This is a genomic window from Catellatospora sp. TT07R-123 (assembly GCF_018327705.1).
Taxonomy (GTDB): Bacteria; Actinomycetota; Actinomycetes; order Mycobacteriales; family Micromonosporaceae; genus Catellatospora.
The window spans coordinates 527,021-551,850 of sequence record NZ_BNEM01000002.1 but is presented as its reverse complement, the minus strand read 5'-3'; the positions used below and the strand labels follow the sequence as shown (position 1 = coordinate 551,850).

The window sequence follows — 24,830 nt, the reverse complement described above, 5'->3', positions numbered from 1 at the left end:
GAGGATCACCCCCGCGTGCGCGGGGAGCAGCATACGACATGCGGAGTCACCTCTTAGACGATGGGATCACCCCCGCGTGCGCGGGGAGCAGGGCGGTCCGGTGGAACCGAATCAGGTGGAGAACGGATCACCCCCGCGTGCGCGGGGAGCAGCTGAACAGGTGACCCAGCGGCGTCTGCAGGCCGGGATCACCCCCGCGTGCGCGGGGAGCAGGCTTGTTCACCTGCGGCGTTGAAGATCATTGTGTTCGATTTTCTTCACTTGTTCTGTGGCAGAGTCTATCAATGGCTCTCTTAAGGTGTTCCCGTCAGTTGGCCGGAGGCCAGCCCATCGCTCAGACCTCGGGCGAGTGCATCGCCGGCCTCCCCGGCTCGGAGCATGGCCGTGCGGAAGGCTGCCACCCGCTGAAACACGGCGCCCCGATGCTGCTGCTGCTCAAGGGGCATGACAGGGATCGTCAGCCTGCGTAGATCAATCCGGATCACACCGGTGCTGCTGCTCGACGTACGCCCGGCCATACGCACATTGTCGCTCTTGGACAGCATCCCGGCCACGAACCACGGATCGAGCAGGTCGGGATTGACCCGCACCGCCTGGACGCCAGGGTCGAGCGCGGCACCCACCTGCTCCGCCGTCGCGACAGTCGCGGCGACCTCCCGGGCATGCACCGGCACCAGGATGTCCCCAGCCTGCACCCGGGCCAGCGCCGTGCTGTCGGACTGCTCGCTGGTGGCGCTCGGCGGACGTCCGGTCAGCACATCAGATGTGGTGAGCAGCAAGACGCTGGGCGCATCCGCCAGCGTGCGTGCGATCGACCGGTGGATCTCGAGGCTCCCGGAGCGGATCAGGTCCGCGAGCGACACCTGTGACGGCGCTGCCTGCCCAGGATCGGCCGGCCGCACCGCCGGAAGCTCGGCCCGTACGGCATCGAGCAGCCGCTCGAACTCCCGCATGGCCGACATGGTCCGTTCGATGCTGTCCGCCGGATCGATCTGCTGCGGCAGGTGCCGTCTCGGTGTGAGGTCGATCCGGTCGTCCAGCACCTCGATGGCGGGCACGACCCGGTAGACGCCGGGCATGTCGTCGCCGGAAGCCGGATCCAGGTAGGCCTGCCAGGCTCGGCCGACGACCTCCCGCAGCGTGCTGCCCCGGGGCAGGGTGGCCCCGTCGACCATGAGCAGCTGATGGCTGAGCGGCTGGTGCTCGTACGGTCGGGCGAGCACCCAGATCTGGAGCCCGATCCCGGTCGGCGGCATCAGCCCGGCCGGCAGCGCGATGACCGCCTCCAGCGCACCTCGCCGGACGAGCTCGGCGCGGATGCGCCGACCCGCGGGCCGCACCGCACAGGCGGGAGGCATCAGGACGGTGGCACGGCCGCCGGGTGCCAGGTGCGCGAGCGCGTGTTGCACCCAGGCGAGCTCGGGTTCGGTGCGGGGCGGCGTGCCGAACGCCCACCGGGGGTCGAGGGCCAGCTGCTCGTTGCCCCAGCCGTGCAGGCCGAAGGGGAAGTTGGCGGCGATGGTCGGGACCTGCATTCCGGTGAACTGGTCGTGGAGAAGGCTGTCGCCGATGCGTACGTCCGGCGGCCTGGTGGCGGCGACACCTGCGACCTGGGCTCGTGCGTGGACGAACAGCAGCCGTAGCAGCGTGATGATCGCGTACTGCGGCTTGATCTCCTGGCCGTGGCAGTGCAGGGCGGTCTTGGCGGTCAGGGCGCGGGTTGCGGCGGTGTGCAGGATGGACCCGGTGCCGGTGGTGAAGTCGAAGATCTCCGAGATCTCTCCCAGGATGTCGACCATGAGGTCGCAGATGATCTCGGGGGTGGCGGCCAGCCCGGACATCGAGCTGGGGGACGTGACGTACTGCGTGTGCAGGTATTCGAAGGCTCGGTCGGCCGCCATCTCGGTGCTGAGCTGCTGCGCGCCCCGCAGGATGGCTTCGAGCTGCGGCGACCATTCCGTGGGCAGCAGCGGCTCGAGCATCTCCGCCAGGCTTCTGTCGCGGGTGCGGACCCGGGAGAGGAGCTGGTGCGGCGTGGGCAGGCCGCCTCGTGCCGGTTTACCTGGCGTGACCAGCAGGAACGCGCCCGCGATGCAGAGCGCGTCACCGATGTGGGTGGCGGGGGAGTAGTTCTCGATGTGCCGCCACAGCCATTGCTCGGTGGTGGCTGTGGACAGTTTGTTCTGCGTGCGCAGCCACTGTTCGACGGCGCGGGCGTCGAAGACGGGGCTGGTCGCGGTGCCGCCGACGGGGGCGGGGAAGTCCGCGTAGCGGCGGCGCCAGTTGCTCACCGCCGCGCGGCCGACGTTGGCCAGCTGGGCGATGCCGCTCGCGGTCAGGGTGGTGTCGCTGATCTCCGGGCTGCGGTCGCTGCTCACGGGAAGAGGCTAGCGTATCCGCGGCAGTCGTTACCACTGTCGTGACACTGATTGCCGTGAACCGACTTCACGCACGATCCATCGTTGACGGCGCTGTTTGGAGTGTGCTTTCCTGAACCGACGGACGACCGCCGAGCGGCGGTCGCGGAAGCGGAGGTCTGCCATGGCCCGGCGCGGCTACACCACGACGATCGGCAAGTTCGCCAAGGCTCACCACAGCCGGCGGGTGTCGGAGATGCGGATGCTGGGCGAGCAGCTCGAACGCGAGCGCCACGACGACCGCCCGGCCGTGACGTTCCCGATGCACACCGGCGCGCAGGCGCCCGACCGCCACTGATCTCGCCCCCCACCCACCCCGACCTTGAGGAGGATCATGAACATCGTTGTCCGCTCCGACGCCGGCAGCATCGCAGTCACCCGTTCCGTTCGTCGCGACCGGTGCGCGCCGGTTCGCCGCGACCCTCGGTAGCCCCGCACCTGCGGTCGACTACTCCCGCATCCGGCTCGATCCGACGACGGGAGCTGCGATCGCGGCGGCCTACCTGGCCGCTCCGGTGCGCCAGCACGGCGCCCGCGCCGCGTACGCAGCGTTCTGCGCCGAGACGGTGCGCCAGTTCCACTACCTCGTGGGCAGGCCTGCCTACGGCGGGCTGGGCGTGGCGGTGCGCATCGTCGACGAGGATCCGTACCCCGACATGGCGGCGATGATCGCCGACCTGCGCGAACGCCGGCTCAAAGTGTTCGCCAGCGCGGCGTGCGGCAACCCGCATCCCTACCTCAGCGACGCCGAGAACGACATGTTCCGGGCGGTGCACGACGCCTTCGGCCACGCCGCCAGCGGACGCGGCTTCGACGCCGACGGTGAGGAGGCCGCCTGGCGCAAGCACTGCACCATGTACTCCGAGCTCGCCCGGCGCGCGATGACCACCGAGACCCGCGGCCAGAGCTGCGTGCTGTTCGTCCACTACCGGGGTATGCGCTTCCCGGAGCAGAAGGCGGCGCTGCTGCCCGTGGCCTTCAGCGACCTTCGCTCGGTGAGGCTGGCGGTTCGGTGAGCGAGGCGATCTCCTGCCGCAGCGCCGTCAGCCCGGAGTCTGCGGGGCCGTGGACGCGGGCCCGGTCGGCGAGCAGCCGTTGCAGCAGGGTGAGGGCGCGGGCGCGTTCGCCCAGCGCGGCGTGGGCCCGCGCGGTCCGCAGCCGGAACTCGAACTCCTGCCCGCTGCCAGGCCCTTCGAGCCGATGGACCAAGTCGACGAGCAGGCGCCACTGGCGTGCGGCAGGCCGGTGCTGTCCGGCGCCGTGCAGGGCTTCGGCGTACTGGACGTGCAGCTCGATCAGTGCGGCGGGCGGCAGGGCCGTACCGTTGCTGATGGCCTGTTCAAACGCCTGCAACGCGGTGCCGGTGTGCCCGTCGGCCAGCAACCGGCGGGCGTCGTCGGCGGCCTGTGCGGGGTCCGGTGCCGGGCCGGACCGGGCGGCGCGGACGGGTCCGTGCGTCACCCGGCCGATGATCGAGCTGTACGCGCGCATGGCGTCGGTGCCCGGGTCGATGACGCCGGGCAGGTCGGGCAGGTCGGTGGCCAGGACCGAGAGGACGTCGTAGACCTCGCCGGCGTCGCCCGGCCGGTCCGCGGGCGACTTCGCCAGCAGCGCCAGCACGAGTTCCTCCAGCTCGGCCGGGAGGTCCGGGCGGTGCCGGCTGGGCCGCTCGGGCTGCTGGTGCAGCTGCAGGTCGTGCAGCTGCGCGGTGTCGGCCTCATCGAACGGCGCCGCACCGGTGATCAGCTCGTACAGGATGCCGCCGAGGCCGTAGAGGTCGGTGCGGTGGGTCGCCCGCTCCGCCCGGATCTGCTCGGGCGCCATGTAGCCGAGCGTGCCGAACACCTGGCCGCTCTGCGTGATGCGCGAGTAGCGGTCGTCGCCGTACGCGACCGCCAGGCCGAAGTCGAGCACCTTGACCGCGCCGCTGCCGTCCAGCATGACGTTGTCGGGCTTGAGGTCGCGGTGCACCAGCCCGAGCTGGTGTGCTGCGAGCAGGATGCCGCAGATCTGGGCGCCGATCGCGGCGACCCAGGGAACCGGCAGCGGTCCCTGCTCTTCCACGAGGTCGGTCAGGGTCGGCCCGTTGACCAGTTGCATCACCAGGTACGGGCAGCCGTCATGGGTGCCGATGTCGTAGACGGCCGGCACGCCGGGGTGGTCCATGCGGGCGGTGAGCCTGGCCTCGCGGTGGAACCGTTCGACCAGTCCGATGTCCAGGAGGTCCATCCGGAGCTGCTTGACCACGACGTGACGGTCCAGTTGCCGGTCGTACGCACGGAAGACCTGGCCCATGCCGCCACTGCCCAGGTGCAGCCGCTCGACGGTATACCGGTCCTTGAGGTCGGCACCTGCGATCACGGCAACCTCCGCGGATCGATGCCGCCCCTGGTGCGGTGCGGTCCGCGGCCAGCGTATCGGCAACCGTGAGCGCGCCGCGCTCCACACCGGACACGCGGACGCGGAACTTAGCGGCCGTCCGCACTGGCGTCAATGCCCCATATCGGTGAACACGGTAGTCCTTGATTATGTTTGCAAAGCCGGTTCACAAATGCTTTCATGGGTGGTCGGTGCAGATTGGACGATGCCGCACCGGCACAGGACCCTGCGTGCCCTGCTCAGACAGTCATGCGATCGACGGAGGTACAGATGGCCAAGCTCGCGCTGGCGGTGGAGTTCCTCGCGGCATACGCCAAGCTCCAGCCCCCGGTGCGGCGGGCGGTCGAGACGGTGTTCGCGAAGTTCGCCCAGCACACCCACGCCGGGCTGCACCTGGAGAAGCTCACCGGTGCACGCGACCCCAACATCCGCACGATCCGCGTCAACGACTCCTACCGCGGCGTCGTGCTCGCCCTCGGCGACGACCAATACGTCTGGTACGACGTCAAGCCGCACGACGACGCGATCACCTACGCCACCACCCGCGTGTTCAGCGTCAACCAGGTGCTCGGCGTGCTGGAGGTGCGCGACCAGTCCGGCCTGGAGGCGTTCGACCAGGCGCACCCGCCGACCCGCTCGGGACTCTTCGAACACGTCAAGACCGACGAACTGGTCCGTCTCGGCGTGGCCAAAGAACTGGTGCCGACGATCCGGAAGATCGAGACCTACGAGGAACTCGACAGCCTCGCCACGTTCCTGCCGTCACTGCAATGCGACGTACTCAACGGCCTGGCCAGCGGAATGTCCGTCCACGAGGTCTACGAGGAGCTGTCCGCGCGGATCCTCGCCGCCGACATCAACCCCGACGACCTGCTGGCCGCGGCCCGCCGCACCCCCGAGCGGATCGCCTTCGTGACCGGCCCCGTCGAACTCGAAGCGATCCTGGCCCACCCCTTCGACGCGTGGCGCACCTTCCTGCACCCCACGCAGCACGACATCGCCTACCGCCCCGAATACAGCGGATCCCTGCTGGTCACCGGCGGTGCGGGCACGGGCAAGACCGTCACCGGCATGCACCGCGCCGTGTTCCTGGCCTCCCGCCTGCCCGACGACGGCACCCGGGTCCTGCTGACCACCTACACCCGCGCCCTGGCCGACGCGCTGGCCGACCAGCTCCGGCGCCTCACCGACGACCCGGCGGTGCTGAACCGGATCGAGGTCATCAGCGTCGACCGGCTGGCCCGCCGGATCGTCAACAGCCGTCGCGGCGGCAAGCAGCTGAAAATCGCCGAGAACGCGGACCTGCGCACACTGTGGACCGAAGCCGCCGCCCTCGGACCGTCGTTCGTCAACCACGTCGGGACCGTGACCGCGTTCAGCCCCGCATTCCTGGAACGCGAATGGGAACAGGTGGTGCTCGCGCAGCGGCTCGACGACGTCGACCAGTACCTCGCCGCCCCCCGCCGAGGCCGCGGCGACGCTCTGCGCGCCACCCAGCGTCAGCAGGTCTGGGCCGCCATCCAGCACGTCACCGCGCAGCTGTCCCGGCGCCGCGAATGCACCTACCTCCAGCTCGCCGACGAGGCATCCCGCATCGCCGAGCAGCAGCCGCCCGCCTACCGGCACGTCATCGTGGACGAAGGCCAGGACCTGCATCCGGCCCAGTGGCGCCTGCTGCGGGCACTGGTCGCCCCCGGCCCCGACGACATGTTCCTGCTCGCCGACCCGCACCAGCGCATCTACGACAGCCAGGTGTCGCTGGCCGGCCTGGGCATCGACGTGCGCGGCCGCAGCCGCCGGCTCACCATCAACTACCGCACCACGCACGAGATCCTGCGGATGTCGGTGGGCGTGCTCAAAGGCACCACCGCGGTCGGCCTCGACGGTGAGGCCGACTCCCTGCGCGGATACCGCTCGCTCACCAACGGCCATACCCCGAGGCTGACCGGCCACACCGACCGCGATGCCGAGTTCCACGCCCTGATCGAGCGCGTCGGGACCTGGCTGGAACAGGGCGTCGAAGCCGGCGCCATCGGCGTGGCCGCCCGCACCGGCCAGCTGGTCAAGAAGATCACCGCCGTCCTGCGCGAGGCCCACATCGACGTCCACGACGAGCAGCGGGCGGTGCAGGGCGTACGGGTCGACACCATGCACGGCATGAAAGGCCTGGAGTTCCAGTGCCTGGCCGTCGTCGGCCTCGACGACGCCGTCCTGCCCGCACCCCACGCCGTCATCTCCGCCGCCGAGGACCCGCACGGGCACCTCCAGGACATGCAGCGCGAACGCTGCCTCGTCTTCGTCGCCCTCACCCGCGCCCGCGACATGCTCTACCTGTCCCACAGCGGGCAGCCCAGCACGCTGCTGCGCGGTGCCGCGTGAACCAGCCCCACCGCGCCCACGAGTTCGGGCCGCCCCTGACCGACGCGGCCAGGTCCGCCTGGGGCAAGACCGACCGCAAAGGCACCTCCCTGCTCGGCTGGCTGCCGCTGTGGCGCCACCTGGCCGACTCCGCCGACGTCGCCGGACGACTCTGGGACCACTGGCTCAGCCCGGCCGTGCGGCGGCGCATCGCCCGGGAACTGCCCGCGGGCGACGCCGACGGCCGGATCCTGGCCCGCTGGCTCGCCGGCATCCACGACGTCGGCAAGGCCACACCCGCCTTCGCGATCCAGGCCGAGAACCTCGCCGAGCGCATGCGCGACCACGGACTGCACTACCGGCGCGACGAGATCCTGCTCGACCGGGCGAAGGCCCGACACGAGTACGCCGGACACGTCATCGTCGCCAACTGGCTGCAGGACCAGGGCTGGCAGGACCCGAACGCATACGCGGTGGTCGTCGGCGGCCACCACGGCTCGCCGCCGTCGGCCGAAGTCCTGCGCGGCGTCAACCTGCACCCCCACCTGCTCGGCAACGACGCCTGGACCTCGGTGCAGCACGAGCTCCTCGGCTGGATGACCAGCCGCGTCGGCGCCGCCGACCGGCTCGGCGACTGGCGCGGCGTACGGCTGTCGCAGCCCGTCCAGGCGGCACTCACCGGACTCGTCATCGTCGCCGACTGGCTCGCCAGCGCCGAAGAGTTCTTCCCGTACCACCTCGGCGGCAGCGACAGCGACCGGCTCGACACCGGCTGGGAAGCCGTGAGCCTGCCCTCGCCGTGGCGGCCGGCCGCGACCCCACCGGACGGGCAGCTGTTCGCCGCCCGGTTCGAGCTCCCGGCCGGGGCCGTGCCGCGGCCGGTGCAGCACACCGTCGCCGACCTGGCCGAAACCATGCCGGTGCCCGGCATGATGATCGTCGAAGCGCCGATGGGGGAGGGCAAGACCGAAGCCGCCCTCGCCGCAGTCGAGATCCTCGCCCGCCGCACCGGCGCGTCAGGGTGCTTCGTCGCCCTGCCGACCCGGGCCACCAGCGACGCCATGTTCTCGCGCGTCCTGGCATGGCTGCGCCGCCTGCCCGACGCCGACCCCGGCCGCGGCGACCGCGACGTACGGCTCGCGCACGGCAAGGCCGCGTTCAACCCCGAATACGACGACCTGCGGCGCACCTTCCTGCCCAGCGCCATCGCCGAGGACGAGGGCGGCACCGCGATCGGCGTCCACGACTGGCTCGCCGGACGCAAGCGGGTGATGCTGTCCAGCTTCGTGATCGGTACCGTCGACCAGCTCCTGTTCGCGGCCCTGCGCGCCAAGCACCTGGCCCTGCGGCACCTCGGCCTGGCCGGGAAGATCGTCGTCGTCGACGAGGCGCACGCCTACGACGTCTACATGAGCCAGTTCCTCGACCGCGCCCTCGAATGGCTCGGGGCCTACGGCGTACCCGTCATCGTCCTGTCGGCGACCCTGCCCGCCCAGCGCCGAGCCGCACTCCTGGAGGCCTACGACCGGGGACGGCTCGGCCCGCAGGCGCCGCTCACCTGGCGCGACCGGGGCAAGCAACGCGTCGACCACTACGCCGACCTGCGCACCGACCAGCGGTACCCCCTCGTCACGACCTCCGCACCCGAACGCGGCGCCACCGCGACGCCGTGCCCCGGCTCCGGCCGCGACCTCGCCGTCACCGTACGCCCGCTCGACGACGACCTGCCGCACCTGACCGACCTGCTGCGCGACCGGCTCGCCGACGGCGGCTGCGCCCTGGTCATCCGCAACACCGTCGCCCGCGTCCAGGAGACCGCCGCCGTGCTGCGCGCCGCGTACGGCGACGAGATCGCGGTATCGGTCGCGCACTCCCGGTTCATGGCCGCCGACCGCGCCCGCAAGGACCGCTGGCTGCGCGACACCTTCGGACCGCCCGGAACCGGCACCCGGCCGCACCGGCACATCGTCGTGGCCAGCCAGGTCGCCGAGCAGTCCCTCGACATCGACTTCGACCTGCTCGTCACCGACCTCGCCCCGGTCGACCTGATCCTGCAGCGCATGGGCCGCCTGCACCGCCACGCCCGCACCGACCGGCCCACCCCGGTGTCGACCCCCACCTGCTGGATCACCGGCGCGGACTGGACCGCGCAACCGCCCCAGCCGGTCCCGGGCTCACGGCGCGTGTACGACCTGTCGACCCTGTTGCGCAGCGCGGCCGTGCTCCAGCCGCACCTGGACGGCACACCGCTGCGGCTGCCCGACGACATCGCGCCACTGACCCAGCTCGCCTACAGCACGACACCGGTCGGCCCACCCGACTGGCAACCCGCCATGCCCGAAGCCTGGCAGCGCCACCTGGACACCACCGCCGCGAAAGAGACCCTGGCCAAGGGCTTCCGGCTGGCCGAGGTCGGCGAACCGGGCACCGCCCTGACCGGCTGGGTGACCGGCGGCATCGGCAACGCCGCCGACCACGTCGCCGCCGGCCACGTCCGCGACACCGGCGGCGACACCCTCGAAGTCCTCCTGCTGGTACGCACCTCGGCAGGGCTGGTCATCCCGCCGTGGACCGACGGCGGAGGCACCCCGGTGCCGACCGACACCGAACCCCGGTGGCCGCTGCCCAAGCAGATCGCCCGGTGCACGCTGCCGCTACCCCAGCGGATGACCGGCGGCGACCACGGCGCCGAGCTGCTGGCCGAACTCGAACGGCGCGGCGCCTTCCCCGCATGGCAGGACAACCAGTGGCTCAGCGGCGAACTCGTGCTCGACGTCGACACCTCCGGCCGGACCAGCATCGCCGGATTCGACCTGCACTACGACCTGAACGAGGGACTGCTGGTCAACCGCGCCGGCTGACCAGACCACGACGAGATCCAAGAAAGGCGGTGCCATGTCCGTGCCCCGACCACCAGCGTTCAACCTGCTGGACGAGCCGTGGATCCCGGTGCTCGACCGGGCGGCGCGGCGGCGCGACGTCTCGCTGCGGCAGCTGTTCGCCGAGGCGGGCGAGGTCCAGACGATCGCGTGCGAGCTGCCCACCCAGACGCTCGCGGTCCTCAGGCTGGCGCTGGCGATCCTGCACCGCGCCAGCGGCGGACCGCACGGCGAAGCCGCGTGGCGCGAGCTGTGGCAGGACCGCCGCCTCCCGCTGACCGACATCGGCGACTACCTCGACGCGTTCGCCGATCGGTTCGACCTGCTGCACCCGGAGCACCCGTTCTACCAGGTCCCCGACCTGAAGGCCGACAAGGACAACACGTACGGGCTGGAGCGGCTCATCGCCGACGTCCCGAACGGGCTGCCGTACCTCACCACCCGGGCCGCGCAGGGCATGGAGCGGCTCACACCCGCCGAGGCGGCGCTGTGGCTGCTGCACTGCCAGGCATGGGACCCGGCCGGGATCAAGACCGGCGCCGTCGGTGACGTCCGGGTCAAGAACGGCAAGGGCTACTCGATCGGGGTCAGCTCGCTGGGCTCGCTCGGCGCCGTACACCTGGAAGGCGCCACCCTGCTGGAGACGCTGCTGCTCAACCTGGTGCCGACCGCCGCGAACTGGCGGGAGGCCGACGACCGCGACCTGCCGGTCTGGGAGCGGGACCCGCAGAGCGCCGCCGAGGAGGGCGACGCGACCCGCGGACCGTTCGGCCTGCTGAGCCTGTACACATGGCAGTCGCGCCGGATCCGGCTGTTCGGCGACCGCGACGGCATCACCGGCGCGATGATCTCGATCGGCGACCGGTTCGAATGGCAGGACCGCCAGAGCCTGGAACCGATGAGCGTATGGGGCCGCAGCGCCCCGCGCGAGAAGGAGCAGAAACGGGTCGTCTACCTGCCGCGGCCGCACGACCACACCCGCTCGCTGTGGCGAGGACTCCAGACCCTGCTGCCGCCGCAGCCGGCGGCGGGCGGCGACGCCCCCCAGCGGCTGTCGCCCATGGTGCTGCAGTGGCTGGCCCACCTGTGGGTCACCGGCGCCGTCGGCGGCGACCTGCCCGCCCGCCCCCGCGCCACGAGCATCAGCTACGGCACCCAGCAGGCCGTCATCGACGAGGTGTTCAGCGACAGCCTGACCATGAACGTCCAGCTCCTGGTCGAAGGATCCGAGCTGCGCACCGCCGCCGTCGACGGTGCCGCCGACGCCGACCGGGCCGTCACCGAGCTGCGCAGACTCGCGGCCAACCTCGCCCGCGCGGCAGGCGGCTCCGACACCGGCGGTGACGCCGACCGGGCAGCCGAGGAGGCGTACGCGCGCCTGGACAAATGGTTCCGCGAATGGCTGGCCCGCCTGCGCCCCGGCACCGACGCACACCAGGCGAGGCAGTACTGGCAGGACCGAGTCCGGGCGGAATTGCGCAGTCTCGCCCGCGACCTGGTCAACGCTGCCGGTGAGAAGGCGTGGGTAGGCCGCGTGATCGCGGTGGACGGCCGCGACACGCACTACTGCAGCCCGCTCGCCGAAGCGTGGTTCCGCAACGGCCTGGCCCGGGCACTGCCGCTCGCGCCAGCAGCCGACGACAAGAAGAAGGAGGCCACGGTATGACCACAGCGGCACCCGCCCAGCGCGCCGACCCCGACCGCCCCCGCACCCCGGGACGCTCGCGGGGCCCGCTCGGCGAACACGTCGCCGCGACGATCGGCCGGCTGCAGGCCCGGCTGCTCGCCGACACGCCCCAGCCCGAAGCGGTCAGCGCGCTGGCCCGGCTGCGCCGCGGCATCGGCCGCGAGCCCGGCTTCGACTACACCCTCGACCGCTACCTGTCCGTGCCCGAGGAACTGCTCGACATCCGGCGCGACAACGCGGCCGACGCCACCGACACCGAGCACGCCGCACACGACGCGACCACGCTGTACGCGCTGCACCAGCAGTCACGCCGCCAGCGCATGCACGTCGCCGGCCGCGGCCTGGGGCGGGGACTGGCCGACCTGGTCGCCAAGTCCGACGGCCCCGACGGCGTCCGCCGCAGGTTCGCGGCCCTGGGCACCGCCACCACGTACGCCGAGACCATCTACCACCTGCGCAGCCTCATCACCATGCTGCGCGAACACGAGATCGGCCTGGACTACGGGCTGCTCGCCGACGACCTGCGGACCCTGCGCCTGCCCGGCGGGCGCACCCGGATGCAAGCCGTCTGGGGCCGGGAGTTCTACCGCACTCGACCGTCCGAACCCGCCGCCATCGACGAGACCCGCACCGCCACCGACACCACCGACACCGAGGAGAACGCAGCATGAGCCGCACCGTCATCGACGTCCACATCCTGCAGACCGTCCCGCCGAGCAACCTCAACCGCGACGACACCGGCTCGCCGAAGACCGCCGTCTACGGCGGCACCCGCCGCGCCCGCGTGTCCAGCCAGGCCTGGAAGCGCGCCATGCGGCTCGCCTTCGCCGACCTGCTCGACCCCTCCCAGCTCGGCGAGCGCACCAAGCGCGTCGGTGAGGCCCTCGCAACCCGGATCAAGGCGCTGGACCCCGGTATCGGCGACGAGCAGGCGTCGGCGCTGGCCGCCGAGGCGTTCGCCGCGTCCGGCCTGGCCAAGGCCGACAAGAAGAAGGGCGAGGCCAAGGACGTCGAGTCCGGTTACCTGCTGTTCCTCAGCCGCCGCCAGCTCGACAACATCGCCGCCGCCGCACTGGAGGCCGGCCGCTCCGGCACACCGCTGGACAAGGCCCGGTTCAAGGCCCTGGCCGACACCGAACACTCGGTCGACATCGCGATGTTCGGCCGCATGGTCGCCGACATGTCCGACATCAACGTGGACGCCGCCTGCCAGGTCTCGCACGCCATCAGCGTCCACCCCGTCGACAACGAGTACGACTACTTCACCGCCGTCGACGACCGCAAGGCCGACGCCGCCGAGACCGGCGCCGGCATGATCGGCACGATCGAGTTCAACTCCTCGACCCTCTACCGCTACGCCACCCTCGACGTCGACCTGCTGCACAGCACGCTCGGCGACGCCGCCGTCACCCGCGCCGCCGTCGAGGCGTTCCTCGCCGCGTTCGTCCGCAGCATGCCCACCGGCAAGCAGAACACCTTCGCCCACCGCACCCTGCCCGACGCCGTCGTCGTCCGCGTCCGCGACACCCAGCCCATCAACCTCGTCGGCGCGTTCGAGACCCCGATCCGGGAGACCGAGGCCGCCGGGCGGATCAAACTCGCCGCCGAGGCGCTGGCCGCCCACGCCAAGAGCGTCGAGCAGGCGTACGGGGAGCAGCCCGTCGCCACCTGGATCACCCACGTCGGCACCCAGACCGCCGCCCTGGCCGACCTCGGACCCGTGGTGCCGTTCGCCACCCTCGTCACCAGCGTGGGGGAGCAGGTCGCGGCCGCGCTCGGACGGCAGGCATGAGCGTCCTGCTGCTCAAACTGGCGGGCCCCATGCAGTCATGGGGCTCCTCCAGCCGGTTCGCTCGCCGAGGAACCGAGGTCGCACCCACCAAGAGCGGCGTCCTCGGACTGCTAGCCGCCGCCCGGGGCATCCGGCGCACCGAGCCGCTCACCGAACTGCTCGGCCTCGAATTCGGCGTACGGATCGACCAGCCCGGCCAGATCATGCGCGACTTCCAGGTGACACGCTCGCTCGACGGCCGCACCCGCTTCCCGCTCACCTACCGCTACTACCTCGCCGACGCGGTGTTCCTCGCCGCCGTCGGCGGCCCCGACGAGCTGCTGCACGGGCTGAACGAGGCCCTGCAACGGCCCGCGTTCCCGCTGTTCCTCGGCCGACGATCCTGCCCGCCCGCGGGCAGGATCAGCCTCGGCGTCCACGACGGCGACGTCGACGGCCGACTCGGCGACTTCCCCTGGTGCGCCGCCGACTGGTTCCGCAAGCGGGCCGACAGCCGGGTCCACCTGGAGCTGATCCGAGACGCCGGCCCCGGCGAGGCGATCACCGAGACCCAGTGCGACGAGCCGATCAGCTTCGACCCGGCCCGACGGCAGCACGCGTGGCGGCCGGTGGTCCGCCGCCATACCGAGATCACCAACGACCTGGCCGACCGCAGCGTCGACCACGACCCGATGAGCCTGCTGGGAGGCTGAGCGATGTACCTGACCCGGTTCCGCGTCAACACCGCCCGCCGCGGGGCACGCAAGCTGCTCAGCTCCCCGCAGGCGATGCACGCCGCCGTCCGCGCGGCCTTCGCCCGGCCAGAGGACTACGAGCACGACGGCACCCGCAGCCTCTGGCGCCTGGACACCCCCGCACCGGCGACCGTCCACCTGTACCTGGTCAGCCCCGGCCGACCCGACCTCACCCACCTGGTCGAGCAGGCAGGCTGGCCCACCACCGAGACCTGGGACACCCGCGAATACGGGCCCCTGCTCGACAAGCTCCAGCCCGGACAGCGGTGGGCCTTCCGGCTCACCGCCAACCCCAGCCACAGCGGCCGCAAGAACACCGACGCCAAGGAGACCCAGCGGTTCGGCTACCTGCGCGAACACGAGCAGGCCGACTGGCTGGTCAACCGGGCCGACCGGCACGGCTTCACCGTCGCGGCACAGCAGGACGGCCAGCCGAACCTGCGCCTGCACAAGCGGCAGACGCAGACGTTCACCCGCGGCATGGGCACCGTCACCCTGGTCACGGCCACCTACGACGGCATCCTGACCGTCACCGACCCCACCGTGTTCCGGCAGGCACTGACGGGCGGGATCGGCCACGCCAAGGCGTACGGCTGCGGCCTGCTCACCATCGCCCCGGCCGGCTGATGAAGATCCCCGGCGTGCCGCCCGCGGAACTCGCCGACCTGGTTCGCGCCGAAGACCGGATCAGTTTTCTGTACCTCGAACGCAGCATCGTCCACCGCGACAGCAACGCCGTCACCGCCACCGACGACCGAGGCGTCCTGCACATCCCGGCCGCCTCAGTGGGCGTGCTGCTGCTCGGACCCGGCACCAGCATCACCCACCAGGCGATCGCCCTGCTCGCCGACCACGGCGCCACCGTCGTCTGGGTCGGCGAGCGGGGCGTCCGCTACTATGCGCACGGCCGCACGCTGGCAACATCCACCCGCCTGCTCGTCGCCCAGCCGCAGCGGTCAGCCATCGCGACCGGCGCCTCGCGGTGGCCCGCGCGATGTACCAGATGCGGTTTCCGGGCGAGGACACGGCAACCCTCACCATGCAGCAACTACGCGGGAAGGAAGGCGCCCGGGTACGCCGTACCTATCGCGAGCACGCCGAGCGGACGGGGGTCGCGTGGCGCAGCCGTGACTACGATCGCACGGACTTCGACAGCGGCGACCCGATCAACCAGGCGTTGTCGGCCGCGCACTCGTGTCTCTACGGCATCGTCCACGCCGTGATAGTGGCGGTCGGAGCATCGCCTGGGCTTGGCTTCGTCCATACGGGACACGAGCGGTCGTTCGTGTATGACGTCGCTGATCTGTACAAGGCCGAGATCACCATTCCGGTGGCGTTTGACGTCGTCGCAGCGGGAAGTGCCGACATCGCTGCCGACACGCGGCGAGCGATCCGTGACCGGGTGCACGACGGCGGATTGCTGGGACGGTGTGTTCGGGACATCCGCGTACTGCTGCTGCAAACGGCGCCGGCGGGGGAGATCGACGAGGCTTGGCTCGGGCCGGACGAGGTCAGGCTGTGGGACGACAGCGGGATCGAGATCGCTTCCGGGCGGAACTATGCCGGTGCGGATGACGTGGACTTCTGATGGTCGTCATCGTGCTGACGGTCTGCCCGACCGGGCTGCGGGGGTATCTCACACAGTGGCTGCTGGAGATCTCCGCTGGTGTCTATGTGGGACATGTCAATGCCCGGGTTCGGGACCGGCTCTGGGGGAAGGTTGTCGAGATGGCGGGGGCCGGGCGTGGGCTGATGGTGTTTCAGGCGCGGGGGGAGCAGCGGTTGTCGTTTCTCGTACACGATCATCATTGGACGCCGGTTGACCTCGATGGCGTGATGCTCATGCTTCGGCCGGCGGAAGGGGTGGCGAACCCGGCGATGAGAGCGGGATGGAGCAAGGCGTCGCGTCGCCGCCGATTCGGCCGCCGTGATGCGGCTCCTGGCCATGACGCCGAATAGAAGTGAACGAAATCCGAGAAGTTGACCTACAGAATCCCAGGTGAATTAGTCTGTTCCCCGCACGCGCGGGGGTGATCCACGGCACGCCTTTCTCCGTCTCCACGGGGGGCTGCTGTTCCCCGCACGCGCGGGGGTGATCCCTGTGCACCGAATGTGGGCGCGACCTAGAAGATCTGTTCCCCGCACGCGCGGGGGTGATCCTGACGTTCTCCAGATCGTCCCCGACATCGGCGGCTGTTCCCCGCACGCGCGGGGGTGATCCCGACCACACCGGGCGCGTGACCGCGACCCGCTGCTGTTCCCCGCACGCGCGGGGGTGATCCGCGCTACACCCGAGGGACCGATGCTGAAGTGATCTGTTCCCCGCACGCGCGGGGGTGATCCCATGTACTACCGGATCCCGGACGGTCCGCTGAGCTGTTCCCCGCACGCGCGGGGGTGATCCCCCGGTGGTGAACCCGAGGTTGCGCGCGTACTCCTGTTCCCCGCACGCGCGGGGGTGATCCGTCGCTAGTGATGACTGCGGGTGCCACAACTGTCTGTTCCCCGCACGCGCGGGGGTGATCCCAGGGTGACGTAGTCGCCCATGTCTCCGCTGTTCTGTTCCCCGCACGCGCGGGGGTGATCCCTGGAACGGCACGGAAGAGCAGGTGGCACGCTGCTGTTCCCCGCACGCGCGGGGGTGATCCCGCCCCCGGGAACAGGTCCCAGGGGCGTTCCGTCTGTTCCCCGCACGCGCGGGGGTGATCCCTCGGTTGCGTAGTCGCAGGGCGAGCCCAGGAACTGTTCCCCGCACGCGCGGGGGTGATCCCCGGGTGTACCTCGGCGGCACCATGACCAACACCTGTTCCCCGCACGCGCGGGGGTGATCCCCAGTCCGCCTTCGGCAACTTCTGGTCGGGAACCTGTTCCCCGCACGCGCGGGGGTGATCCCGCCTCCCGGCGTGCCGCGGCACGGGCGTAGGACTGTTCCCCGCACGCGCGGGGGTGATCCACGGCATGACACCCGCACAGATTGATAGAGGATCTGTTCCCCGCACGCGCGGGGGTGATCCCTCCATCCTCACCGGGTCCCTATGGGTCGGGGACTGTTCCCCGCACGCGCGGGGGTGATCCGCCCGGGTGGTCGGCCAGCGCGGTCTGGAGGCACTGTTCCCCGCACGCGCGGGGGTGATCCGGCAAGATCATGTTCTTCTCTGTCGCGGACATCCTGTTCCCCGCACGCGCGGGGGTGATCCCCTGCTGGATACCGCGCGGTACGTCGGCGTGTTCTGTTCCCCGCACGCGCGGGGGTGATCCGATGTTCATGGTCTTGGCTGCGACGTCCGCCGCCTGTTCCCCGCACGCGCGGGGGTGATCCCCTCCAGGACCTGAGCCGAAGCCTGGCGGGAGTCTGTTCCCCGCACGCGCGGGGTGATCCCTGCAGGGCGTTGATCTGGTGCCAGCGCCCGCACTGTTACCCGCACGCGCGGGGGTGATCCCCGGTAGGCGGCAAGCTGTAGGGCTACCTCGGACTGTTCCCCGCACGCGCGGGGGTGATCCCGGAACGCGCAAGGCCGTCGCGGACTGGCTGATCTGCTCCCCGCACGCGCGGGGGTGGTCCCTGAACGGAGCGCCTGATGAACAACCTCCCGAGCTGCTTCCCGCGCACGCGGGGGTGATCCCAGTGAGTCCTAGGCCGCCGGTGCGTCGGCATATGGCAGCGGACAGCAGGAGTTCCGGAGTGTGCGGACACGAAGGTGAAGGCGTGTTGGAGTTGCGGATGGTGATTCCCCCGGTTGCGGTGCGCTGGTCGGTGACGGCGGCTACTGTCGGGGCATGGTGCAGCAGCGGCTCATCGTGGTCGATGAGCGGGTGTATCGGCCTGCCGGGTGGTGGACTCGACCTGCTCTGCATCGATGAACTCGGCTACATGGAACTCGACCGCCGCAGCGCTGAACTGCTATTCCAGGTCCTCACCGAACGCGAAGAGAAGAGCAGCGTCGCGATCTCCTCCAACCAGGCGTTCTCCAACTGGACGAAGACGTTCACCGCCCCCGTCTCTGCGCCGCGATCGTCGACCGCCTGACCTTCGGTGGCAACATCATCCAGACCAGGCACCGCCTCCTACCGCCTTGCCTGCACCCGTAGCCAGACGGCCGCCTGAACCGATGACACCAGCAGTGCGAAGTCGCAGCCAGGGACTATGTTGACCGGCGTGAACCCTACTCCCGCCTCCAGCGCATACAACCCGTTCCGTCACTGGATCGACGAACAAGCCCCCAACGCGGCAGCGGCCTGCGCTCTTTACGACGCCACGCTTCTCGCGCTCAAAGCGATACCGGACGACGCCGACACGATCAGCGCAGCCGAGCCAATCCTGCGCGCGTTCATCAACGGGCTCGACGACCTCGACGGCGAAGAGTTCCTCATGGACACCATCCGACGCGAAGAAGCAGGGGATGTGTTCGACGATCTCGCTAGACAAGTCGGAATCCCATCGGAGATCTCCGACGAATGGTTCGACGAGTGGCGAGACTTCTAATACGCCAGCGGCATGTGGCTGAGTGGGCCTAAGACCTGCTCTGATCTGGGCGTATGCCGGATCGGGCGGCGGCGCAGACAGCGGTGGCCACCGCGAGATCATCGCCTGTTGTGGACAAACGGAATAGCTTCGTGGCGGCCGCTGGCCGAGCGTGAACTTTGCCGCATGGTGGCAGGTGTTCGGGGACGCACTGGCCCGCATCGGTACGCGCTTCGCCCGCTCGGAGTCTCGACGCACCGTGCGCGAGCTGCTGTTGGGGCTGCTCGCGCCGATCGAGCGTAAGAATGCACTGACAACAGGTGCCGACGCCAGGTGAATGCCGCGAGCAGGACTTGACCCAGCGTGGGCTGGGGTACGCCCATTGGAAGGGTGTGTCGGTGAGGGCGGGCAGCAGCACGCCGAGGCCGCCTCGGATGATGTCGGCACCGGTGATGGCCTCGCCGACGGCAGGAAACAGGTGCAACCGTAGACCTCGCCCACAGGCAGAGCCACACGATCAGGCCGGGGGAGAGGTCGTCCTGCTCCACGAGGGCGAGTTGGCCGCGCTGCTCCGTGTCGGCGTACTCCTCAACGTGCGCGGGGACGTACGCGGGAAATCTGCACAGCGTCGGTGATCATCTTGTGATGGCATCGCCTTCGCGGCCCGGTGCGCGGTGCTAGCCTCCCGGACGTGGCATGCCGTGGCTATTTCCTCGCCCTCGACGATGAGTGCACTGCGTTGGTCCTGGCAGAGGACGGCAACGATCGCCGACTGATTGAGGTGATCAAGGAATTGGACATGCGTGACGTGCCCGACCAGTGCAGCGTGGACAAGGCGTGGGACGGTATCCACCGGTGTCTGACGGAGGGCAAGCTCGGCAGCGAGGACGGCAGCTATCCGCTCAATGCCGTCGTGCTCGGCGGCCTGCCGCTGCACGAGGGAGAGGGCTACGTCGTCAGCTTCAACACACTGGCCGAGGTCCGTGAGATCGCGGCTGCGCTGTCTGACCTTGATATGCAGCGATTCACTGCAATGTACTGGGCGATTGACCCGGATGAGCTCGGCATGGCGCGGGACGCGGCAGGCCTTCAATATCTGACCACTTACCTGGCGGACGTCGTCGCATTCTATCAGCGGGCCGCGCAGGCGGGCTGGGCGACAGTGTTCGTTGTCGATCAGTAGCTGCGCTTCAGGCATGCATGCCTGCGAGGCCGGGTCAGGCTGCGTTGGCCTGGGCGGGGATGGCGGCGCTGTCGATGGCTTTGAGGCGGTTCTTGAGTCGGTAGGACGGCCCATTGATCACGATGGGTTCGCAGTACTAGCGTCCTGCGAGCAGTGGTCCAAGGACAACAGAATCGTGTTCGCGTCGCGGACTTCGTGTCAGGAGTCAAGGTAACAGCGAATCGTCGGTTCACCCCTGCGGCTGTGCGGAGGAGATGGGTAGAAGCCCACGGGGATGGATCGACCTGATCACCTGCCGGTGGCCACGTCCAGCATTTGACACCTCAGCCTGAAGGTAGTCATGCGTGCGCGGCCCTGGCGCGCCGACTGCATCGGCTGATCGTGATCGGCCGATGTATGTGGTACTCATGCCGCTGTTGTCGGCGGTCTGGCGGTGGTGCCGGGGTCGAATGGTTGGGGCTGTCCTCTGAGGAGTGCATGCAGGCCGGCCTCGAATTCGTAGTCCGGGCCGAGCCGGGTGAGGTGTTCGGAGATCTGCCGGAGGCGTTGGAGTTCTGGCGGCTGGTCGCCGGTGATGATGGCCTGGGCGGGGGCCAGCTGCTGCTCCAGGGCGCAGCCGATCACGTACCGGCTGACCGCGATGAAGGCCAGGACGGCCTGGGTGGCGGTGAACCCCTGCTGTTCGAGGAATTCGATCCGGGCGAGCGCGCTGGCCGGTTCGGGGGCGCGGGGGCCGGTGGCGGCGATGAGCCGTGCCCCGTCGCGTACGGAGAGCAGTGCGCGGCGGAAGCTGACGGCGTTGCGGGTGAGGAACTCCTGCCATGGCTCACCGGGTCGGGGGAGCCGTTCGGTGTGCCACCGGTCGAGGACCTCGGCCGCTGCGGCGTCCAGCAGCGCGGATTTGCTGGGGAAGTGGTGGTACAGCGCCGGTTGGGCTACGTCCAGGCGCTTGGCGATGGCGTGCAGCGAGAGTTCGTCCAGGCCGCGCTCGTCGAGGATGTCGATCGTCGCGGAGACGATGGCGCTGCGTTCCAGCCGTCGCGGATGTGGCACGGGTCAACCCTAGTTTCCTCGCGTGGCACTCTCAAGCTTATCGGTGATAACCTTCGGGCAGGAACAAAGCCGAGAGGTGGAGCCATGACAGATCAGGACGTATGGGAAGGCATTGTGGAGGACAAGTCCCATGCCGCATTCGACGGCGCCAACCTGTACCGCCGGGTGACCGTCCGGGTCGCCGACGGCAGCACCCTGAAGGTCCGGGTACCCCGGGCGCTGTGGCAGGACCTGGCCGTCGGCGACCGCCTGGTCAAGGCAGCGGGCACCGACCCGCGCCGCGCATGACCGCCGAGCCCGGCGCCAAGCGGTACAACCGGATGGCCGCCTGGGTCCTCGTGCTGCTCACACCCCTGGTCGCGGAACTGGCCCTCGGGTCCACCCCGATCAGGATGGCGTGGCTGGTCCTGCTGTGGATGCCCGTCTACGGCGCGGGCGTGCTCCTGATCCGGGAACTGGCCGTCAGACGGCACCGGGGATGGCCCAGCATCCTGCTGCTTGCGGTCTGCTACGAGCTGCTCGAGGACGGCATCGGACTACAGGCGCTCACAAGCCCGCGCCTGTACCACGCGGCCGAATGGGGGGCGCGGCTGCTGGGTTTCAACCTGCCCTACTGGTTCGCCAACACGGTCTACCATGCCGTGTTCACCGTGGCGATCCCGATCGCGCTCACCCAGCTGCTGTTCCCCGCGTTCCGGAGACGGCCGTATCTGGGCCGGTTCGGGCTCGTGGTCACCGCGGTGGTCATGGCCCTGGGCGTGCTCGTCCTGCGCGTGTCGGTCCCGCCGTCCGAAGACCCCGGATTCCAAGCGCCGCTCCCGTTCGTCATCGGCTGCCTCGCGCTGGTCACCGCCCTCGGGGTGCTGGCACTGACCGTGGTGCCGGTGCCGCGCGCACAAACGTCGAGCGTGACGGTGCCCGGCCCGGCGACGCTGTTCCTCACCTCAGGCGCAGCCACGCTGCTGTTCTTCGCCCTGACGTTCCCGATGTTCGGCGCCCGCCAACCGGCCTTCACCAAAGGCCTACTCGTCCTGGTCCCACTCGCCGTCGCCGCCACCGGCCTCGCCTGGGGATACCGGACGCTCACCCGCCTGGCGAACTCCACGGGGTGGAGCGACCGCCATACCCTGGCCCTGATGGGCGGGGCGCTGGTCGCCCACAGCCTCGGCGGCATGATCATCATGGCCGACACCCCGGTCGACCGGCTGGGACTCGTCGGCATCATCATGCTCACGCTCGTGGGCCTAGCCCTGCTCAACCGCCGCATCCGGCAGCGCGAGGCGACCCCCGCCGCGCCGCCGCCATCGGCGCCCAGGCGACCCGCGACCGGGGAACTGTGACGCCGCAGCTTCGCACCTGCGGCACGGTGCCCTGCCGGACCGGCAGGGCACCGCCGTGAACCCGCACCTACCGGGTACAGGTCAAGCCGACGCCCTCCTGCCCGCCCGCCGGGCGGCGGGCGAAACAGCGTTGAGCAGCCCCACGACGCGGTCGAGCGCGTCGAGGCTGAGGCGGCCACCAGCCGCGGCGACCAAGCCACGCAACGGCATCTGGGCGAGGACGGCCTGCACCATCGTCTCCAGGTCGGGGTCACCGACGGGCACCTGCTTGCGGACCGCCGCCAGCAGCAACGACCTCATCCGCCGTCCCAGCCACGTCTGGCGCAGATCCTCGATCGTGGAGTCCGTCGTGTACGGCAGCAGCGGCCGAGCCACCGGCACCGGCCCGCCCAGCAGCACCGCCATCTCCGCGTCGGTCGCGACACTGCCGGCAGGCCCGGCGACCGCCGTCACCACGTCGCCGGACTCGATCCGCACACCGACCGTCGCGCGGATGTCGCGGGAGGAAGCCCCGATCCGCAGCTCGAAGTCCCCCGCCTCCACCGCCCAAGCACCTGCGGCGACGTCCCATACCGCGAAGGCCCGCCGGTCCAGCCGCAGCCGCACCTGCCCGACCTGGCCCGGTTCCAGCCGCACGCGCGCGAACGCCTTGAGCTCCTGCGCGGGCCGGTGCACCGACGAGACCACGTCGTGCACGTACAGCTGCACGGTCTCGGTGCCCGCGCGCCGACCGGTGTTGGTGACCGGCACGGTGACGACCAGGTCGGTGCCCTGCCCGGTGACGGCCGGGGTGCCGTACCCGAAGGTGGTGTAGGCCAGCCCGTGGCCGAACGCGAAGCGCGGTGCGACGTCCCAGCTGTCGTGGAACCGGTAGCCGACGTACGCCGTCTCCCGGTAGAGGGCCTGGGTCGGGCTCGTGACCGGGAAGCTCGCCGCGGCGGCCAGGTCCGATGCCCGCACCGGGAAGCTATCGGCCAGCCGGCCGCCGGGCTCGGTGTCGCCGAACAGGACGTCCACGATCGCCGACCCGGCCGCCTGCCCACCCAGGTACGCCTCGACCAGCGCCGCGGGCTCGTCGGCCCACGGCAGCTCCAGCGGAGCCCCGTTGACCAGGACCACCACCGTGCGGTCATTGGCCGCCACGACCGCACGGGCCAGGGCTCCCAGGTCTTGCGGCAGCTCCAGGCCGGTGCGGTCGATCCCTTCGGCCTCGGACCCGGACGGCACGCCCAGCATCAGGACGACGGCGTCGGCGCGGGCCGCCAGCGCCACCGCTTCGCGCCGCTGCTCGGTCGTCGAAGCGCCGGTCTTCGGGTCGTAGCCCGCCGCATAGCTGAGCTCGGCCGACCCGGCCAGCCGGGCACCCAGCGCGTCCAGGACGGTGTCGGTCCGCCACGGGTTGACGTGGGAGCTGCCCACGCCCTGGAAGCGGGCGTGCTCGGCGGCGGCCCCGATCACCGCGACGTGCCCCGACGCCGCCAGCGGGAGCAGCCCGTCGTTGGTGAGCAGGACGGTGCCTGCCGCCGCGGCCCGCCGGGCCAGCTCGTGATGGGCGTCGCGGTCCACGACCGCCTGCCCGTGCTGTGCGAAGGCCTGCGCGCAGCGCAGCGACAGCGCGACGACCCGCTCGGCGGCCCGGTCGACGTCGTCCTGGGGCAGCTGCCCCGACTCCACCGCGAGCAGGACCCGGGCGTCCCAGGCGCCGGCGCCGCCGGGCATCTCCAGGTCCAGTCCAGCCCGCAGCCCGGCGACGCGGTCGAACACCGCCATCCAGTCGGACACGACCAGCCCGTCGAATTCCCACTCCTGCCGCAGGATCCCGGCGAGCAGGTACCGGGACTCGCCGGTGTGCTCGCCGTTGAGCAGGTTGTAGGACGTCATCACCGTCCAGGGCCTGCCCTCGGTGACGGCGATCTCGAAGCCGGTCAGATAGATCTCGCGCAGGGTGCGTTCGTCCACTACCGAGTCCAGGCGCATGCGCGAGGTCTCCTGGTTGTTGGCGGCGAAGTGCTTCACCGACGCGCCGACGCCCTCGGACTGCACGCCGCGGACCAGGGCGGCGGCGGCCTTGCCGGCCAGCAGCGGGTCTTCGGACAGGTATTCGAAGGTGCGGCCGCCGCCCGGGTGGCGTTTGATGTTCAGCCCGGGTCCGAGCAGGACACCCACGCCCTCGGCGCGGGCTTCCCGGCCCATCGCCGCCCCGATCTCTTCGAGCAGCCGCTCGTCCCAGGTCGCGCCGAGTGCGGCACCGGCCGGGAAGCAGGTGGCGGGCACGGTCTGCCCGATGCCGACGTGGTCGGCGTCGGCGACCTGCTTGCCGACGCCGTTGGGTCCGTTGGCCAGGATGACCGCGGGTGCGCCCGGTGCCGGTTCGGTCGACCACATGCCCGCGCCGGACAGCAGTTTCACCCGGGCGGCGGGGGAGAGACCCTGGACGATGCGTCGTGCCTGCGCGTCGACGGTTTCGGTGGTGGGGGCGGTGCCGTGTTCGTGGTTCATGGTCTGTCGTGCCCTGTCGTCATCTGTCGGTCGGTGGTCGTGGGTGG

General features: G+C 70.6%; 22 protein-coding genes and 2 CRISPR repeat arrays (1 of these 24 cut by a window edge). Of the genes, 17 read left to right on the top strand and 5 right to left on the bottom strand.

Annotation, left to right across the window (positions count from 1 at the left end; translation table 11 throughout):
* A CRISPR array of direct repeats spans positions 1-213; the repeat unit is 28 nt; unit sequence GGATCACCCCCGCGTGCGCGGGGAGCAG; it reaches 4,144 nt to the left of the window's first position.
* A gap of 80 nt (positions 214-293) precedes the next feature.
* Positions 294-2,378: an N-6 DNA methylase gene (locus tag Cs7R123_RS22835; protein ID WP_212829756.1), complete on the bottom strand. Its 2,085-nt coding sequence runs from the start codon at positions 2,376-2,378 to the stop codon at positions 294-296.
* Positions 2,379-2,541: 163 nt separating this feature from the next.
* On the opposite strand from Cs7R123_RS22835, the gene Cs7R123_RS22830 reads away from it, so the two are divergent.
* The gene (locus tag Cs7R123_RS22830) at positions 2,542-2,715 is read left to right on the top strand and encodes a hypothetical protein (protein WP_212829755.1); all 174 of its coding nucleotides are present in this window, start codon (positions 2,542-2,544) and stop codon (positions 2,713-2,715) included.
* A 46-nt stretch (positions 2,716-2,761) separates the two neighbouring features.
* Positions 2,762-3,433, top strand: a complete 672-nt coding sequence (locus tag Cs7R123_RS22825; RefSeq protein WP_244872086.1) for a hypothetical protein — start codon at positions 2,762-2,764, stop codon at positions 3,431-3,433.
* Here Cs7R123_RS22825 and Cs7R123_RS22820 read toward each other — a convergent pair.
* Positions 3,396-4,778, bottom strand: a complete 1,383-nt coding sequence (locus tag Cs7R123_RS22820) for a serine/threonine-protein kinase (RefSeq protein ID WP_244872085.1) — start codon at positions 4,776-4,778, stop codon at positions 3,396-3,398. The genes Cs7R123_RS22825 and Cs7R123_RS22820 overlap by 38 nt on opposite strands.
* Positions 4,779-5,066: 288 nt before the next feature.
* Here Cs7R123_RS22820 and Cs7R123_RS22815 point away from each other — a divergent pair, with 288 nt between their 5' ends.
* From Cs7R123_RS22815 to cas6e, 7 genes are read left to right on the top strand one after another with little or no spacing between them, the layout of a single operon-like run.
* Positions 5,067-7,175 carry a UvrD-helicase domain-containing protein gene (locus tag Cs7R123_RS22815; RefSeq protein ID WP_212829754.1) on the top strand — a complete coding sequence of 703 codons (2,109 nt, stop codon included), beginning with the start codon at positions 5,067-5,069 and terminating at the stop codon, positions 7,173-7,175.
* Entirely contained in the window at positions 7,172-10,015 is a 2,844-nt protein-coding gene (gene cas3 / locus Cs7R123_RS22810; protein ID WP_244872084.1) for a CRISPR-associated helicase Cas3', read from the top strand. Before Cs7R123_RS22815 ends, cas3 begins: the two co-directional genes overlap by 4 nt.
* A gap of 34 nt (positions 10,016-10,049) precedes the next feature.
* Entirely contained in the window at positions 10,050-11,699 is a 1,650-nt protein-coding gene (gene casA / locus Cs7R123_RS22805) for a type I-E CRISPR-associated protein Cse1/CasA (protein WP_212829753.1), read from the top strand.
* A complete protein-coding gene (casB, locus tag Cs7R123_RS22800) occupies positions 11,696-12,391 on the top strand; it encodes a type I-E CRISPR-associated protein Cse2/CasB (RefSeq protein WP_212829752.1) in 696 nt (231 codons plus the stop codon). Before casA ends, casB begins: the two co-directional genes overlap by 4 nt.
* Positions 12,388-13,512: a type I-E CRISPR-associated protein Cas7/Cse4/CasC gene (cas7e, locus tag Cs7R123_RS22795; RefSeq protein ID WP_212829751.1), complete on the top strand. Its 1,125-nt coding sequence runs from the start codon at positions 12,388-12,390 to the stop codon at positions 13,510-13,512. Before casB ends, cas7e begins: the two co-directional genes overlap by 4 nt.
* Complete coding sequence (gene cas5e, locus Cs7R123_RS22790) at positions 13,509-14,204, top strand: type I-E CRISPR-associated protein Cas5/CasD (protein WP_212829750.1); 696 nt, start codon at positions 13,509-13,511, stop codon at positions 14,202-14,204. The genes cas7e and cas5e overlap by 4 nt, the downstream gene beginning before the upstream one ends.
* 3 nt (positions 14,205-14,207) lie before the next feature.
* A complete protein-coding gene (gene cas6e, locus Cs7R123_RS22785) occupies positions 14,208-14,873 on the top strand; it encodes a type I-E CRISPR-associated protein Cas6/Cse3/CasE (RefSeq protein WP_212829749.1) in 666 nt (221 codons plus the stop codon).
* 155 nt (positions 14,874-15,028) lie between these two features.
* On the opposite strand, the gene Cs7R123_RS40790 is transcribed toward cas6e, so the two are convergent.
* Positions 15,029-15,151, bottom strand: coding sequence for a hypothetical protein (locus Cs7R123_RS40790; RefSeq protein WP_280517324.1), 123 nt, complete (start codon positions 15,149-15,151; stop codon positions 15,029-15,031).
* Positions 15,152-15,240: 89 nt separating this feature from the next.
* Between Cs7R123_RS40790 and cas1e the strand changes: the two genes are divergently transcribed.
* The 6 genes from cas1e (at position 15,241) to Cs7R123_RS22755 (ending at position 19,891) form a co-directional block, all read left to right on the top strand.
* On the top strand, positions 15,241-15,834 hold the full coding sequence (cas1e, locus tag Cs7R123_RS40280; RefSeq protein ID WP_244872083.1) for a type I-E CRISPR-associated endonuclease Cas1e: 594 nt from the start codon (positions 15,241-15,243) through the stop codon (positions 15,832-15,834).
* Positions 15,834-16,205 carry a type I-E CRISPR-associated endoribonuclease Cas2e gene (cas2e, locus tag Cs7R123_RS22775; RefSeq protein WP_212829748.1) on the top strand — a complete coding sequence of 124 codons (372 nt, stop codon included), beginning with the start codon at positions 15,834-15,836 and terminating at the stop codon, positions 16,203-16,205. Before cas1e ends, cas2e begins: the two co-directional genes overlap by 1 nt.
* 50 nt (positions 16,206-16,255) lie before the next feature.
* Positions 16,256-17,869: direct repeats of the CRISPR family, unit length 28 nt; unit sequence CTGTTCCCCGCACGCGCGGGGGTGATCC.
* 83 nt (positions 17,870-17,952) lie between these two features.
* The gene (locus tag Cs7R123_RS40785; protein WP_280517323.1) at positions 17,953-18,273 is read left to right on the top strand and encodes an ATP-binding protein; all 321 of its coding nucleotides are present in this window, start codon (positions 17,953-17,955) and stop codon (positions 18,271-18,273) included.
* Positions 18,274-18,402: 129 nt separating this feature from the next.
* Positions 18,403-18,729, top strand: coding sequence for a hypothetical protein (locus Cs7R123_RS22765; RefSeq protein WP_212829747.1), 327 nt, complete (start codon positions 18,403-18,405; stop codon positions 18,727-18,729).
* Between the two features lie 151 nt (positions 18,730-18,880).
* Positions 18,881-19,045, top strand: coding sequence for a hypothetical protein (locus Cs7R123_RS22760; RefSeq protein ID WP_212829746.1), 165 nt, complete (start codon positions 18,881-18,883; stop codon positions 19,043-19,045).
* 354 nt (positions 19,046-19,399) lie between these two features.
* On the top strand, positions 19,400-19,891 hold the full coding sequence (locus tag Cs7R123_RS22755) for a DUF1877 family protein (protein WP_212829745.1): 492 nt from the start codon (positions 19,400-19,402) through the stop codon (positions 19,889-19,891).
* A gap of 405 nt (positions 19,892-20,296) precedes the next feature.
* Here the strand turns inward: Cs7R123_RS22755 and Cs7R123_RS22750 are convergent, their stop codons facing one another.
* Complete coding sequence (locus Cs7R123_RS22750; RefSeq protein ID WP_212829744.1) at positions 20,297-20,944, bottom strand: TetR/AcrR family transcriptional regulator C-terminal domain-containing protein; 648 nt, start codon at positions 20,942-20,944, stop codon at positions 20,297-20,299.
* 84 nt (positions 20,945-21,028) lie between these two features.
* Between Cs7R123_RS22750 and Cs7R123_RS22745 the strand changes: the two genes are divergently transcribed.
* Entirely contained in the window at positions 21,029-21,232 is a 204-nt protein-coding gene (locus tag Cs7R123_RS22745; protein WP_212829743.1) for a hypothetical protein, read from the top strand.
* Positions 21,229-22,284 (top strand): hypothetical protein, encoded by a 1,056-nt coding sequence (locus Cs7R123_RS22740; protein WP_212829742.1) that lies wholly within the window; start codon positions 21,229-21,231, stop codon positions 22,282-22,284. The genes Cs7R123_RS22745 and Cs7R123_RS22740 overlap by 4 nt, the downstream gene beginning before the upstream one ends.
* 81 nt (positions 22,285-22,365) lie before the next feature.
* Here the strand turns inward: Cs7R123_RS22740 and Cs7R123_RS22735 are convergent, their stop codons facing one another.
* Positions 22,366-24,783, bottom strand: a complete 2,418-nt coding sequence (locus Cs7R123_RS22735) for a glycoside hydrolase family 3 protein (RefSeq protein ID WP_212829741.1) — start codon at positions 24,781-24,783, stop codon at positions 22,366-22,368.
* Positions 24,784-24,830 lie beyond the last annotated feature (47 nt).

Excerpts from the sequence above, each read along its gene's own strand:
- Cs7R123_RS22830 (WP_212829755.1), top strand. The coding sequence starts at position 2,542 with ATGGCCCGGCGCGGCTACACCACGACGATCGGCAAGTTCGCCAAGGCT.
- Cs7R123_RS22815 (WP_212829754.1), top strand. The coding sequence starts at position 5,067 with ATGGCCAAGCTCGCGCTGGCGGTGGAGTTCCTCGCGGCATACGCCAAG.
- casA (WP_212829753.1), top strand. The coding sequence starts at position 10,050 with ATGTCCGTGCCCCGACCACCAGCGTTCAACCTGCTGGACGAGCCGTGG.
- casB (WP_212829752.1), top strand. The coding sequence starts at position 11,696 with ATGACCACAGCGGCACCCGCCCAGCGCGCCGACCCCGACCGCCCCCGC.
- cas7e (WP_212829751.1), top strand. The coding sequence starts at position 12,388 with ATGAGCCGCACCGTCATCGACGTCCACATCCTGCAGACCGTCCCGCCG.
- cas5e (WP_212829750.1), top strand. The coding sequence starts at position 13,509 with ATGAGCGTCCTGCTGCTCAAACTGGCGGGCCCCATGCAGTCATGGGGC.
- cas6e (WP_212829749.1), top strand. The coding sequence starts at position 14,208 with ATGTACCTGACCCGGTTCCGCGTCAACACCGCCCGCCGCGGGGCACGC.
- cas1e (WP_244872083.1), top strand. The coding sequence starts at position 15,241 with ATGTACCAGATGCGGTTTCCGGGCGAGGACACGGCAACCCTCACCATG.
- cas2e (WP_212829748.1), top strand. The coding sequence starts at position 15,834 with ATGGTCGTCATCGTGCTGACGGTCTGCCCGACCGGGCTGCGGGGGTAT.
- Cs7R123_RS22745 (WP_212829743.1), top strand. The coding sequence starts at position 21,029 with ATGACAGATCAGGACGTATGGGAAGGCATTGTGGAGGACAAGTCCCAT.
- Cs7R123_RS22740 (WP_212829742.1), top strand. The coding sequence starts at position 21,229 with ATGACCGCCGAGCCCGGCGCCAAGCGGTACAACCGGATGGCCGCCTGG.
- Cs7R123_RS22735 (WP_212829741.1), bottom strand. The coding sequence starts at position 24,783 with ATGAACCACGAACACGGCACCGCCCCCACCACCGAAACCGTCGACGCG.